The organism is Nocardia sp., from assembly GCF_025465275.1.
Lineage (GTDB): Bacteria > Actinomycetota > Actinomycetes > Mycobacteriales > Mycobacteriaceae > Nocardia.
In genome coordinates, this window is sequence record NZ_JAODNK010000090.1 from 12,696 (window position 1) to 25,789 (window position 13,094).

The 13,094-nt window shown below is 64.7% G+C and carries 8 protein-coding genes; 3 read left to right on the plus strand and 5 right to left on the minus strand.

What is annotated here, in order from left to right; all coding sequences use genetic code 11:
- The first annotated feature begins 205 nt into the window (after nucleotides 1-205).
- The 3 genes from JWN03_RS21545 to JWN03_RS21555 all read left to right on the plus strand — a co-directional run bounded on the left by JWN03_RS21545 (nucleotide 206) and on the right by JWN03_RS21555 (nucleotide 5,485).
- Entirely contained in the window at nucleotides 206-1,426 is a 1,221-nt protein-coding gene (locus JWN03_RS21545) for an MFS transporter (RefSeq protein ID WP_297617866.1), read from the plus strand.
- A gap of 385 nt (nucleotides 1,427-1,811) precedes the next feature.
- The gene (locus JWN03_RS21550) at nucleotides 1,812-4,226 is read left to right on the plus strand and encodes an FxsB family cyclophane-forming radical SAM/SPASM peptide maturase (protein ID WP_297617869.1); all 2,415 of its coding nucleotides are present in this window, start codon (nucleotides 1,812-1,814) and stop codon (nucleotides 4,224-4,226) included.
- Nucleotides 4,223-5,485 (plus strand): aKG-HExxH-type peptide beta-hydroxylase, encoded by a 1,263-nt coding sequence (locus JWN03_RS21555; protein WP_297617872.1) that lies wholly within the window; start codon nucleotides 4,223-4,225, stop codon nucleotides 5,483-5,485. Before JWN03_RS21550 ends, JWN03_RS21555 begins: the two co-directional genes overlap by 4 nt.
- A 225-nt stretch (nucleotides 5,486-5,710) precedes the next feature.
- Here the strand turns inward: JWN03_RS21555 and JWN03_RS21560 are convergent, their stop codons facing one another.
- From JWN03_RS21560 to JWN03_RS21580, 5 genes are read right to left on the minus strand one after another with little or no spacing between them, the layout of a single operon-like run.
- Nucleotides 5,711-6,961 (minus strand): alpha-hydroxy acid oxidase, encoded by a 1,251-nt coding sequence (locus JWN03_RS21560; RefSeq protein ID WP_297617875.1) that lies wholly within the window; start codon nucleotides 6,959-6,961, stop codon nucleotides 5,711-5,713.
- A complete protein-coding gene (locus tag JWN03_RS21565) occupies nucleotides 6,961-8,424 on the minus strand; it encodes a rhamnulokinase (RefSeq protein WP_297617878.1) in 1,464 nt (487 codons plus the stop codon). The genes JWN03_RS21560 and JWN03_RS21565 overlap by 1 nt, the downstream gene beginning before the upstream one ends.
- Complete coding sequence (locus tag JWN03_RS21570; RefSeq protein ID WP_297617881.1) at nucleotides 8,421-10,457, minus strand: bifunctional aldolase/short-chain dehydrogenase; 2,037 nt, start codon at nucleotides 10,455-10,457, stop codon at nucleotides 8,421-8,423. The genes JWN03_RS21565 and JWN03_RS21570 overlap by 4 nt, the downstream gene beginning before the upstream one ends.
- A gap of 52 nt (nucleotides 10,458-10,509) precedes the next feature.
- Nucleotides 10,510-11,667 carry an L-rhamnose isomerase gene (gene rhaI, locus JWN03_RS21575; protein WP_297617886.1) on the minus strand — a complete coding sequence of 386 codons (1,158 nt, stop codon included), beginning with the start codon at nucleotides 11,665-11,667 and terminating at the stop codon, nucleotides 10,510-10,512.
- Nucleotides 11,664-12,989, minus strand: a complete 1,326-nt coding sequence (locus tag JWN03_RS21580; RefSeq protein ID WP_297617889.1) for an MFS transporter — start codon at nucleotides 12,987-12,989, stop codon at nucleotides 11,664-11,666. Before JWN03_RS21580 ends, rhaI begins: the two co-directional genes overlap by 4 nt.
- Between the last annotated feature and the right edge of the window lie 105 nt (nucleotides 12,990-13,094).

Here is a 13,094-nt window from a genome sequence, read left to right on the forward strand (position 1 = left end):
ACATGAGTGTTCGGGTGCACACACAGAACCAGCGCCCACCCCCCGTGAGCGTCATCGCGTGCTCCCAGCCCTCGGCCGCACCAGTGTGGGCAGCGAGCCCGGCCAACACCGCCGCGGCGGCATCCAGCTCGCCGAACTTGGTGCCACGGACAATCCGTCCAATGCTGGGAAACAGGGTGCAAGACAGCCGTGAAACACTGCTCGCGTGTCGGCAAATGTATGGGCCTATAAGAAGTTTCGCCTTGCGTATGCGGCCAACCTGACTTCCACACTGGGGTCGGCGTTCTCGCCTGTCGGAGTTTCGTTCGCAGTCATCGGCATTACTGGATCCACCACATATCTGGGATGTGTCTTGGCCGCGGGAATAACTCCCCGCCTGATTCTGCTGCCGGTCGCCGGTGCGGTCGCCGATCGATACTCCCGCACCCATGTCATGATCGCTGCCAGCGCGCTCAGCGCACTGGCTCAGGGCTTGGTCGTGTTGCTGATATCGACAGCGGTGCAACAGATCTGGGTTCTGATCGCCTTGGTCGCGGTCACGGGCGCGGCCAGTGCGTTCTTCAAACCGGCTGCCGAGGGTATCCTGCCGTTGCTGGTACCGCCGGGCCTGATCCGCCAGGCGAATGTGCAATTTCGTATCTGCACCAACGCTTGTGTGGTCCTCGGCCCGGCGGTGGCAGGAGCCCTCATCGGTGCCACGCATCGGCCCGAGTTGGCCATACTGGTCGATGCACTGAGCTTCGTCGCGGCGATTCCATTGTTGTCGTTCTTGCGACTCCCTCCTCGGCAGGTGCTGGCAACCGGCGTGATCGGATTGCTGCGGGGCGGTTGGACCGAATTCTGGTCCCATACCTGGCTGTGGGTAGTCGTGCTGCAATCTGCTGTGACAAACGTCGGTGACTCGACAGCGTTCCGCCTGCTGGGCCCGGTCGTCGCCCAACGTCTCTATGGGGGCGCGGCGACGTGGGGGCTGTTGGTGTCCGTGCAAGGCATCGGATATCTGCTGGGCGGCGTGGTATCGATCTGGTTCAAGCCTCGCCGCCTGTTACGTGCAGGCGTCGGCTGTGCCGCGGGAGTCGCGCTGCCCGGGATCGCTATGGCCCTGTCGAGCCCGCTGCCGGTCCTGCTGGCGGCCGATCTGATGTCCGGGGTGCTGAATGAGCAATACGGTGTCGCCTGGGCAACGGCACTGTGTCAGCATGTGCCCGAGCAGCTACTGAGCCGTGTCTCTTCCTACGATCTACTGGGATCGCAGATGCTGATACCGGTCGGGTACCTGGTCGGCGGCACGGTGGTCGGGCATCTCGGTATCGATGCCTCGCTGTGGTGGTGCGTCGTGTTGATCCTGGTGCCGACCGTCCTGGCTCTGCTCAGCCGGCAGGTCCGTATACTCGAACAGCCGTGTGCCACAGCGGTATCGCGATGAACGAGCAGGCAGCCCCGTGTGTTGAGTGTTCCGAAACATCTGTATTGCGAAGAACTTCGCAATATTACAACTGTTCCTGCAACTGGGAAGGCCGAGAGTTCGTGCGCCGAAACACTTCCCGCGATACTTGGTTCGCGTCGTCGAGGCTAATCGCTGGCCTCTCAAAAGATTCGTGGCGTACGCATCCGAATGGAGAAGGCAATGCCCACACCCGCTGGACTCGACTTGGTTTCCACCGTGCTCGATCGTCGACAGGCCCCCCTGGGGCAGATTCCATCACAGAGCCTGCCGGGCTTGCTGGCGAGCCTCGCCAATTCCTCGGCGACCAAGGTCTCGTTCAGCTCTGTGACATAGCGACATAAATCCAAGTGGCACCGGCTGTCCCATGAACCACGCAATCATTCCCTTTCGGCAATTCGTCCTCAAGGTGCACAGTCGGTGCAACCTGGCGTGCGACTACTGCTACGTGTACGAACATGCAGACCAGTCCTGGCGCGGTCGCCCAGTGGAGATGTCCCGGGAAACAACGGCTCAGGTCGGTTTCCGAATAGCGGAGCATGCTGCCGCACACGATCTTTCGGACGTTGTCGTGGTTCTGCACGGCGGTGAGCCGTTGCTGCTGGGGGTCGACCGCATGCGGGAGACTCTCGGGTTGCTGCGTGACGCCATTTCCCGGAACACCAAGGTGCGGTTTGCGATTCACACCAACGGCGCTCTGCTCACCGAGAGTTATCTCGAACTGTTCGCCGAATACGATGTGCGAGTGGGTGTATCGATCGACGGCGATCGTGCGGCAAATGACCGGCACCGCCGATACCGTGACGGTCGCAGCAGTTACGATCGGGTCCTTGCCGGTCTGGCCCTGCTCCGTGAACCTCGGCATCGACCGCTCTGGGCTGGTCTGCTGTGCGTCGTGGATATCGGCAACGATCCGGTGCAGGTGTATCGCGGGCTGCTCGCCCAAGAGCCGCCGCAGATGGATCTGCTTATGCCGCACTCCAATTGGCAAACGCAGCCCCCTGGTCTGCGCCGTCCGCGCGATCTGCGACATCCGAGTCTCGGTGATGGTGAATACTCCGATTGGTTCACCGCCGTCTTCGACGCGTGGAACTCCGACGGGCGACCGGTGCCGATTCGAACATTCGATTCTCTCCTGGCCGCGATGTACGGGCGACCCAGCAGTGCAGAGTCTTTCGGACTCGATCCCGTCGATCTGCTGGTCATCGAGACCGAGGGAACTCTCGAGCAGGTCGACTCCCTGAAGACCGCCTATCCGGGGGCGGCGGCTACCGGAATGGATGTGTGGCGCAACAGTCTCGACGAGGCGGCGGTATTTCCCGCCATCACCGTTCGCCAGATCGGCGCTGACGGTGTGAGTGCCGTCTGCCGGTCGTGCCCGGTAGTACAGGCATGCGGCGGAGGCTTCTACCCCGATCGCTACCACCCTGATCACGGTTTCGACAACCCCTCCGTGTTCTGCGCGGATCTCAAAGAGATGGTCGAACACATCATGGACAGCGAAACCGCGGCGGGCCGGGGTGGCGCGCAGTCCGCCCTACCCGCCACCGAATCCGCCCACACCCTGTCCGCGGATCAATTCGCCCAACTTGCTGCGGGTTTCGGCGACGCCTCCACCGTGGATTGGCTCGTCCAAGCTCAAATCTCGATTCGCCGTGAACTGCTGGCCGCGGTGGGACGATTCGGGCCGCAGCATGACGAGCATTTCACCGCGGCATGGGATCTGCTGGTATCACTGGATGCGACGGCCCCCGAAGCGGTCGAACAAGTATTGGCGCATCCTTACACACGGGTGTGGGCGGGCGGGCTGCTCGAGGACATCGGCCGAGGCGAGGCCGTGGCAGCCGATACTCGTCACATGGAAGCGGTAGCGGCCGCTGTCGCACTGCGCGCGGGCAAACGCTCCGTATTGCCGGTCCCGGTTCGTGGCGGGGTGGCGCCACTGCCTACTTTCGGAGCTCTGCGAGCCGACACCCAGGACCGGGTGTGGATAGATACCGGTTCACCCGAGGACATCGATCTGGTGCAGCCACTGCGCCGAATGACTGCGACTGGGCTGACGGTCACCCTCGAGGACACCGATCCCTACCGCTTCGGCCACGAATTCGTGAGCGACAGGCTCACTGACGCCGCGGCGGAGGAATGGCAGCGCATCTTCGGCGCGGCGATCGACTTCATCGACGAGCATCTGCCCGTCTACGCATCCGGTATGCGGGCGGGACTGCGCACTGTGATGCCGATGGTGGCCGACGGGCACGGCCGCAGCGCCTCGGTCCGGCTGGCGTTCGGCGCGGTGGGTGTGGGAATGCGGACGGATCCGGCGTTGACCGCGATGTCGCTGGTGCACGAATTTCAGCATGTGAAAATGGGCGCGACCCTCGACCTGTTCGAACTGTTCGACCTTTCCGATACCCAGGAGCGGCTGTACGCGCCGTGGCGGCCGGACCCGCGCCCCCTCGAGGGACTTCTGCAGGGCAGCTATGCACACATCGGTGTCACCGATGTGTGGCGCGCGCTGCGGACGGTGCGCACCGGCGACGAACGCGAGGAGGCTGAAAGGCAATTCGCCCGCTGGCGCATTATGACCGCCGAGGCGATCAGGCGGGTGCTCGATAGCGGATCGCTGACACCCTTGGGCGAACGGTTTGTGCGGGCGATGGGCGACACGGTCGAGCCTTGGCTGACCGAATACATCCCGCCAGATATCGAAGCGGCGGCACGGTGCGCTGCGGAAAAGCATCGCGCCGTGTGGGAAGCACGCGTGGCAGCGGGTCAACGATGACCCCGACTGAGGGCGCGCACAGCCTGACCGCGAACGAATTTGCCGAATTGGCAAGCGGTTTCGGCAGCACACAGGCTGTGCAGCGGCTCGTCGTGGCCCAATCGTCGATCCAGCGCGAGCTATTGGCCGCCGTCGGCCAGTTCGGACCACAATACGATCGACGTTTCGCCGCGGCATGGGAACTGCTCACCGCTCTGGATGAGACCACACCCGACGCAGTCGGGACCGTGCTGGCCCACCCTTACACCCGGGTATGGGCAGTTGGTCTGCTGAACGATCTGTACACGGGCGCGTTTCCGACCGCGGATGTCTACCATTTGGAAGCGGTCGTTGCCGGCGCGGCAGTGCACGCGGGGGTGGATCTGCGGGTCCCGGTACCGGTTCGCTCCGGCGTGGCACCGCTGCCCACCTTCGGCATGCTGCGAGTCGGCACTGACGACCGGGTGCAAATTGATACCGGTTCGCCCGAGGACCTCGACCTTGTGCAGCCGCTACGTCGAATGACCGCAACGGGGCTGACGGTCACACTCGAGGATACCGACCCCTACCGGACTCGCCCCTACACGAACACCGGGATCCATCCGACCGATCGTGTGAGCAGGGATCAGGTGTGGGCCTGGCGGAGCGCGTTCGTCGGGGCGATCGAGTTCATCGATCTCCACCTGCCCGGGTACGGGCCAGGGTTGCGGGCGGGTCTGAGGGCGGTGACACCCTTGCGGTCCAACGGCACCAATGATCGCAGCGCCTCGGCTCGGCTGGCCTTCGGCGCGGTCGGTCTCGCATCGCACCACCTCGCGCCAGCGCCGTTGGGGCTGTTGCTCATCCACGAATTTCAGCACGTGAAGTTGGGCGCGATGCTCGACATGTTCGAGCTATTCGATCTTTCCGACACCCAACCACGATATGCACCACCATGCTTCGTGCATCCGCGCCCGATCGAAGGACTGCTGCAGAGTACTTATGCCTACCTGGGGGTCTGCGACTTCTGGCGCACCTACCGGTCCCTGACCACCGGTAGCGAGAACGCGGAAGCGGAGCAGCAGTTCGCGCGGTCGCGTACTCTGACCGCCGCTGGTGTAGAACAATTGCTCACCGCCGATTCGCTGACACCGATGGGCACAAGATTCGTGGAGTTGATGGCACGAACCCTCACGCCGTGGATAGCTGAACCCGTTGACCACGAGGCCGAGGCCATCGCCGCTCGTGCCCTCGCTGATCACCGCAGCCGTGAACGCGCTCTGTCGCCCCGTCCTTTGTAGGCAAACACGTTTGGTTCAGAGATGTGTTCGGCACGTTCGCCGTGCGCGAGTGACACCCCTAGTCTGGATATCGCCAACGGCGACCGAATCCGCAGTGCCGCAAGCGCTGTCGGTTCTCTCGATGTTCTGGTGAACAATGCCGACATCGCACTCTGCGACGATCCGGATGATCGCTCGGCAATCGAGCGGCAGCTCGTCGTCAATCTTCCGGGCTGTCGAGTGGACTCAGCTTCGACCCTGTCCGTGGAGGGGTCGGGGAGCAAGTCTGGTCAGCTGGGTGAGGTGTTGTGGTGTCAGCTCGTCCAGACCGGTGACTCCGAGTAGGCGCATGGTGCGTTCGATTTGTTCGGACAAGATCGCGATCGCGCGGTCCACTCCGGCTTCACCGCCGGCCATCAGCCCGTACAGGTAGGCGCGTCCGACGAGGGTGAAGCGCGCGCCCAGGGCGATCGAGGCCACGATATCGGCGCCGGACATGATGCCGGTATCGAGCATGATCTCGGTGCCTCGGCCCAGTTCCGCGGCGACCGAGGGCAGTAGGTGGAACGGGATCGGTGCCCGATCCAGTTGCCGCCCACCATGGTTGGACAGCACGATGCCGTCCGCCCCGGCATCGACCACCGCGCGTGCGTCAGCGAGCGTTTGCACACCCTTGACGACCAGCTTGCCCGGCCACTGTTCGCGGATCCACGCGAGGTCTGCGAAGTTCACCGTCGGGTCGAACATGGTGTCCAGCAACTCGGCGACCGTGCCCGACCAGCGATCCAGTGATGCGAAAGCCAGCGGTTCGGTGGTGAGGAAGTCGAACCACCATCGCGGGCGCGCGAGCGCGTCCAGCACGGTCGCCGGTGTCAGTGCCGGTGGGATCGACATACCGTTGCGCTTGTCCCGCAGGCGCGCGCCGGCGACGGGCACGTCCACGGTGACCAGCAGTGTGTCGTATCCGGCTGTGGCCGCCCGCTCCACCAGTGCCATCGACCGGTCTCGGTCCTTCCACATATAGAGCTGAAACCAGTTGCGGCCGTGAGGGTTCGCTGCCGCGACGTCCTCGATGGACGCGGTTCCCATGGTGGAGAGGGAGAACGGGATCCCGGCCCGTGCGGCCGCCCGGGCACCGGCGTATTCGCCCTCGGCGTGCATCATGCGGGTGAAGCCGGTCGGTGCGATGCCGAACGGTAGCGAGACCGGGGCGCCCAGCACCTGCCAGCCGGTGCGGACCTTGGATACGTCACGCAGGATCGCGGGATGGAATTCGATATCGAGGAACGCTTGCCGGGCGCGGGTGATCGACAATTCTGCCTCGGCTGAGCCGTCGGTGTAGTCGAACGCGGCTTTGGGGGTGCGACGTTTGGCGATCGCCCGCAGGTCCTCGATGGTCAGTGCGCTCTCGAGGCGCCGTTTCTTGGCGTTGAGTTGCGGTTTCTTGAATTGCATCAGCGGGGCGAGGTCGCGGGGTTTGGGGAGTTGCCGTTTCATCAGCCGGCCTTCCTGCTCGAAATGTCGCGTCGCGGGGTGTAGCCGCGGGGAGCGAAGGCGCTTGCCACGACTGCCCGCAACGCCTCCAGATCACCGGCCAGCAGCCCATGGGCTCGCGCTTGGATCAGTATGTTTCCGATCGCGGTCGCTTCCACCGGACCTGCGATCACCGGCAGGCCCGTGTGGTCGGCGGTCAGCTGGCACAGCAGCCGGTTCCGCGCACCACCGCCGACCATGTGCACGGCCTGCACATCGGTTCCCGACAGCATCGCGGCGGCATGCACCCCGGACGCGAAGGCGGCGGCGAGACTTTCCACGATCGCGCGCACCATATCCGCACGGCTGTCCGGGGCCGGTAGGTCGTGTTCGGTATACCAGTTCACGATGCGGGCGGGGATGTCTCCGGGTGTCAGGAATCGAGGATCCCCGACATCGAAGACCGCCACGGGGGCCGGTCGGGCGGCGGCGTGCCCGAGCAGTCGGGGCAGACTGACACCGACGTCGCAGCGCTGCCATCGGCGGACCGATTCGCTCAGCAGCCACAGCCCCATCACGTTGTGCAGGAACCGGATTCGACCGTCGGCACCGGCTTCGTTGGTGAAGTTCGCCGCCCAGCTCGCCGCGTTGATCACCGGGTCGATCAGCTCTACGCCGACGAGTCCCCATGTGCCGCAAGAAATGTAGGCCGCCGACTCCGGGGCCATCGGCACCGCCGCGACCGCGGAGGCCGTGTCGTGGGAGGCGACCGTGGTGAGTTGCAACGAACGGTCCAGCCCCCAGGACGCGGCCACCGCCGGTAGTACCGGACCCATGGAGGTGCCCGGATCCACGAGGTCGGGGAACAAGTCCGGGCGCAGTCCGAGTCGAGCGTGCAGCGCGGTGTCCCAGTTCCCAGTCGGTTCCAGCAATCCGGTGGTGGAGGCGTTGGTGCGTTCGGTCGCGACTGTGCCGGTGAGCCAGTAGCCGATCAGGTCCGGGATCAGCAGGGCGTGCTCGGCGAGGTCGATGCTCTCCTCGAGCTGTTCGGCCATCAACTGGTAAAGGGTGGTGAACGGCAAGAACTGTAACCCGTTGCGCGCGTACAGTTCCGACGGCTCGATCGCCGCGTGGACCGCGGCGACACCGGCACCGGTACGGGTGTCGCGGTAGTGGTAGGGGAGCCCCAGGAGCCGGCCACCGCGCAGCAGCCCGTAATCCACCGCCCAGGAATCGATCCCGACACCGAGCAGGTCGGGGGCTTGGCGCGCGGCGTCGGCCAGCCCGGCGCCTACCTGTGTGTACAGGCGCGTGATATCCCAGTGCAGTGCTGCCCGGCGTCCGTTCCAGAGTTGGACCGGGTCGTTGGCGAACCGCGCGACCTGCCGGATATCGAGGTGGCCGGAACCGACGGTGCCGAGCATGACGCGTCCGCTGGTCGCCCCGAGGTCCACGGCCGCGACCTGTCCGGTACGCGCCGGGCTCATCGCAGGAACGCCGCGGCCACGCCCGCGTCCACGGGCACGTGCAGGCCGGTGGTGTGGGAGAAGTCGGCGCTGCACAGCGCGAAGGCGGCGTTGGCGATGTGTTCGGGCAGTACTTCGCGTTTGAGCAGGGTGCGCTGCGCGTAGAAGTTTCCCAGGTCAGCTTCCTCGACTCCGTAGACCGCAGCGCGTTGCGCGCCCCAGCCTCCGGCGAAGATCCCCGATCCGCGTACGACACCGTCGGGATTGATGCCGTTGACCTTGATGCCGTGCTCGCCGAGTTCGGCGGCGAGCAACCGAACCTGGTGTGCCTGATCGGCTTTCGTGGCGGAATAGGCGATGTTGTTGGGGCCGGCCACCACAGAGTTCTTCGAGGAGATATAGAGGATGTCACCGCCGAGACGCTGAGCGATCAACGCTCTCGCCACGGCCTTGGACACCAGGAACGAGCCGCGCGCCATCACCTTGTGCTGCAGATCCCAGTCCGCGGCGGTCGTGTCCAGCAGCGATTTCGACAAGGACAGACCGGCATTGTTGACCACGAGGTCGATACCGCCGAACGCGAGCACACACGCATCTACCGCGGCCTGAACCTGTGTTTCGTCGGTGACGTCGGCACGCATCCCGATCGCGACATCGGCGGATCCGATCTCAGCGGCCACCGCGGTGGCCTTGTCGCCGTCCAGATCTGCGAGGACTACACACGCGCCTTCAGCGGCCAGGCGTTGCGCGATAGCTTTCCCGATGCCCGAGGCCGCGCCGGTAACCAGCGCGATGCGGGTGGTCAGGGGTTTGGGGGCGGGCATGCGGGCCAGCTTCGCTTCCTCGAGCAGCCAGTACTCGATCCGAAATTTCTCGGACTCCTCGATCGGGGCATACCGGGAGATAGCCTGCGCGCCGCGCATCACGTTGATCGCGTTCGAGTAGAACTCGCCCGCCACTCGGGCGGTCTGCTTGTCCTTGCCGTAGCTGAACATGCCCACACCCGGGATCAGCACGATCGCCGGGTCCGCGCCGCGCATCGCGGGTGAGGAAGTAGTGGCGTGGCGCTGGTAGTAGGACGTGTAGTGCGAGCGGTAGGACTTGTGCAGCTCGGTGAGCCTGGCCTGGCATTGTTCGATGCCAGCGTCCGCGGGCAGATCCAGCACCAGGGGTTTGACCTTGGTGCGCAGAAAATGGTCCGGGCAACTGGTGCCCAGCGCCGCCAACCGCGGATGTTCGCTGTAGGACAGGAATTCCAGCACCGCGTCGCTGTCGGTGAAGTGCCCGACCTGTGTGTTGTCGGTGGAGGCCAGGCCTCGCAGGAACGGTGCCAGCGCGGTTGCCTTGGCCCGGCGCTGTTCGACAGGCAGGGGCTCGTAGCCTGGTATCGGGGTTCCGAAAGGTGCTGTGCGGCCGTTTCTTTGGATGAATCGCTCGATGGTGCCGATGATCTCGAGGGAATGGGCCTCGGCTTCGTCGGAGGTCTCGCCCCACGCGGTGATCCCGTGGCCGCCGAGAATGGTGCCGATCGCCTGCGGGTTCCGCCGGTGGATCGCCGCGATATCGAGGCCGAGCTGAAAACCTGGGCGGCGCCACGGAATCCACTTCACCCGATCACCGAAGATCTTGCGGGTCAGTTCTTCGCCGTCGACGGCGGTGGCCAGCGCGATCCCGGAATCGGGGTGTAGATGATCCACATGGGCGGCCTCCACCAGGGCGTGCATCGCGGTGTCGATCGACGGCGCAGCACCGCCGCGCCCGTGCAGGGTGTAGTCCAGGGCAGCGACCATCTCGTCTTCGCGCTCCAGTCCCGGATACACCTGTGTCAGCGCACGCAGGCGATCCAGGCGCAGCACCGCCAGACCCTGCTCGTTCAGGGTGCCCAGGTCCCCGCCGGAACCCTTGACCCACATCAGGTCCACCACGGCGCCGGTGACCGGGTCGATGTCGGTCCCCTTGGCGGAGGTGTTGCCGCCCGCGTAGTTGGTGTTCTCGGGGTTGGCTCCGAGTCGGTTCGAACGGGCGATCAATTCACTGATCGTGGGGTGCGGCATGAGGGGTTCCTTCCTCGTTTCACGTAGCGGTCGGGTGCGGGGGATCAGGTTCTCAAGCGCCCCAACCCGATTGGTGGCCTTCGGTACGTTGGGTTTCGATCTGCTGCTGGTATCCCGATTGCGTGAACGCGCCCATCGGGTCTTCGGGCAGGTTGTGCTCGGTTCGCCACTGGGCCAGCCGTGGGCGTACGTCGGTGTAGAAGGCGTCCATGAACACGGTGTTGGCCCCCAGGACGTCACCGGCGTCCTGCGCGTGGGTGAGTGCGTCGATATCGACCAGTGCGGCGCGGGCGGTCATCTCCTGCACGTTCAGGACCGAGCGGATCTGGCCGGGGATCTTCGCTTCGACGTTGTGGCATTGATCCAGCATCAAAGCCACCCCCGAGTCGGCGTCGAGTCCGCCGCCGCGGAACACTTCGAACAGGATCCGGAACAGCTGGAACGGATCAGCGGCCCCGACGATGAGGTCGTCGTCGGCGTAGAAGCGCGAATTGAAGTCGAACGAGCCGAGTTTCCGCAGCCGCAGCAACTGCGCGACGATGAACTCGATATTGGTGCCCGGTGCGTGATGGCCGGTGTCCAGGCACACCATCGCGCGCTCGCCCAGCACGCTGGTGTGCGCGTAGGAGGTGCCCCAGTCCGGGACATCGGTCATATAGGTGGCAGGCTCGAAGAACTTGTATTCCAGCACCAGCCGCTGAGCCTGACCGACGTGCTGATAGATGCTCGCCAGCGACTCCGCGAGCCGGTCCTGACGGCCCCGAATATCGCCCTGGCCAGGATAATTTGTGCCATCGGCGAGCCAGATCTTCAGATCCGAGGAGCCGGTTTCATTCATCACCTCGATACAGGCGAGGTGGTGGTCGATCGCCTTCTGACGCACCTTCTTGTCCAGATGGGTGAGGCTGCCGAATTTATAGTCCTCGTCCTGGAAGGTGTTGGAGTTGATGGTGCCCAACTCGACTCCGAGGTCCCGCGCGTACGCGCGAAGGGTGCGGTAGTCAGCGACCGTGTCCCATGGAATGTGCAGTGCCACAGTCGGTGCCAGTCCGGTCAGGCGGTGCACGGTCGCCGCGTCGGCGATCTTCTCCTCGATGGTGCGTGGGGTGCCGGGCGTGCCGAACACCTTGAATCTGGTGCCGGAGTTACCGAAGGCCCACGAGGGCAATTCGATCCTGAGGTTGTTCATCACCGTGTCGAGGTCGCTCATCGGTGCACTCCCAGTTGCTCGTCGGGTACGACCGTGTCTTCGTCCGGGGACAGGAGGTGGCCGTAGCGTTCGATTTCGATCTCCTGCAACGTCTTTCCTTGTGTTCGTGGCGCGAACACCGCACCGATGATCAGGGCGACGGTCAACAGCCCGACCAGCAGCGACCCGATTGCGGTCAGGCCGGTCGCGGCGAGCATGGTGGGGAAGAAGTAGCTGAGCAGCCCTGTCGCCGAGCGCACCACCAGGAACATGAATCCCTGGGCGCTGGCGCGATAGGAGGTGGCGAACAGCTCGCTGGTCCACAGGCTGTAGAAGGCTTGGGCGCCGATCCCGCTGGACACTCCCCATAGCACCGCGAATACCAGCAGGGTCGGCATTCCGGCGTCGGTGAAGGACACCAGCACACCCCACGCCAAGACACCGAGCGCGGCACCGATCACGTACAGCAGACGTTGGGAGATGCGGTCCGCGTACGCCATGAATCCGAAGTAGGTGACGATAACCGTGCACATCCATACCAGTACCTGCAGCAGATCCTGCTGAACGGCGCTGTGCACGCCGGCGCTGTCGTACACGCGTGGCATGAAGATGCCCGCCTGCCCGGCGACGGTGTTCCAGAAGCCGTAGATGCCCATCAGCACCAGCAAAGCGGTGATGTTGATCCGCCGCGAGAACAGACCTCTCAAGCCCGAGCCCCCGCTGGAAGTGGCCGCTGTGGTGACTGATTCGTCTTTCCAGATCTGGGATTCTTCGAGCCCTTGGCGGATCCACCACACCACCGTCGCCACGAGGAACAGGTGCAGGAAGATCAGCCGTGAGCCGGCCAACCCCAAGGGTGCGAGCACTGCGGCCAAGGCGAATCCGATCAGCGGGCCGATCGACCAGGCCAATTGGGCGGTACCGACGTGGCGGGCCCGTTCGGTCGTCGGGGCCTGTTCGGCGATGTAGGTCCACGACGCGGGAATGCCCGCGCCGACCGCCAGGCCGGTGATCACGAACGCGGCCAGCAGCATCGGGAAGCTGACCGCGAAAGCGGCCAGCAGGACACCGGCCATGTAGACGAGCAGGTCGTAGGTGTAAATCGCTTTGCGGCCGAAGCGATCACACAGTGGACCGCCGATCCCGGCTCCGACCGCGGCGCCGAATGCGTTGGCGCTCAACGCCGCCAGCAGCCCGACGGCAAAGTCGCTGATTCCGAAGTCACCCTGCCAGAAGGTCAGGCTGGTCGCGATGGCGATGATCGAACCGGCCTCGATGTAGTTGGACATGGCGACCGAGATCGTCGCTTTCCACCCGGTGGTGGATCGTGCGCCTACCTTCATTGGTTTTCCTCATCGATCAAGAGCGAGCGTTAGCGCAGTAGAGAATTGGGGGTCGTGGAAGTACTGGGTCGGGTGCCGCATCGAGGTATGCCGGCGGGCGTTCAG

Excerpts from the sequence above, each read along its gene's own strand:
- JWN03_RS21550 (WP_297617869.1), top strand. The coding sequence starts at position 1,812 with ATGAACCACGCAATCATTCCCTTTCGGCAATTCGTCCTCAAGGTGCAC.
- JWN03_RS21555 (WP_297617872.1), top strand. The coding sequence starts at position 4,223 with ATGACCCCGACTGAGGGCGCGCACAGCCTGACCGCGAACGAATTTGCC.
- JWN03_RS21560 (WP_297617875.1), bottom strand. The coding sequence starts at position 6,961 with ATGAAACGGCAACTCCCCAAACCCCGCGACCTCGCCCCGCTGATGCAA.
- JWN03_RS21565 (WP_297617878.1), bottom strand. The coding sequence starts at position 8,424 with ATGAGCCCGGCGCGTACCGGACAGGTCGCGGCCGTGGACCTCGGGGCG.
- JWN03_RS21570 (WP_297617881.1), bottom strand. The coding sequence starts at position 10,457 with ATGCCGCACCCCACGATCAGTGAATTGATCGCCCGTTCGAACCGACTC.
- rhaI (WP_297617886.1), bottom strand. The coding sequence starts at position 11,667 with ATGAGCGACCTCGACACGGTGATGAACAACCTCAGGATCGAATTGCCC.
- JWN03_RS21580 (WP_297617889.1), bottom strand. The coding sequence starts at position 12,989 with ATGAAGGTAGGCGCACGATCCACCACCGGGTGGAAAGCGACGATCTCG.